This window comes from Geobacter sp. PheSNFMC, from assembly GCF_059620965.1.
Genome location: NZ_JCAMRN010000141.1, coordinates 1 through 287, shown reverse-complemented (window position 1 = coordinate 287; position 287 = coordinate 1). Strand labels below are relative to the sequence as shown.

The 287-nt window shown below is 62.7% G+C and carries 1 pseudogene; it reads left to right on the top strand.

Annotation, left to right across the window (positions count from 1 at the left end):
• Positions 1-287 (top strand): annotated as a pseudogene (locus AC6CDK_RS17850) (acetyl-CoA hydrolase/transferase C-terminal domain-containing protein); the annotation flags it as partial.

Below are 287 nucleotides of genomic sequence, written 5' to 3'. Positions count from 1 at the left end.
ATCGACTTCTTCAGCCACGAAGTGAAGATGGGGCGTCTGCCCAAGAACCTCCTCCCGCTCCAGTCGGGCGTCGGCTCCATTGCCAACGCCGTCATCGGCGGGCTGGCAAAGGGCCCGTTCGCCAACCTGACCGTCTACACCGAGATTCTCCAGGACACCATGCTCGACCTCTTCGACTCGGGCAAGCTGGACGCCGCTTCGTCCTGCTCCCTGTCCCTGTCCGAGGCCCCCGGCTTCCCCCGCTTCTTCGATAACTGGGAGAAGTACTTCGACAAGATCACCCTCCG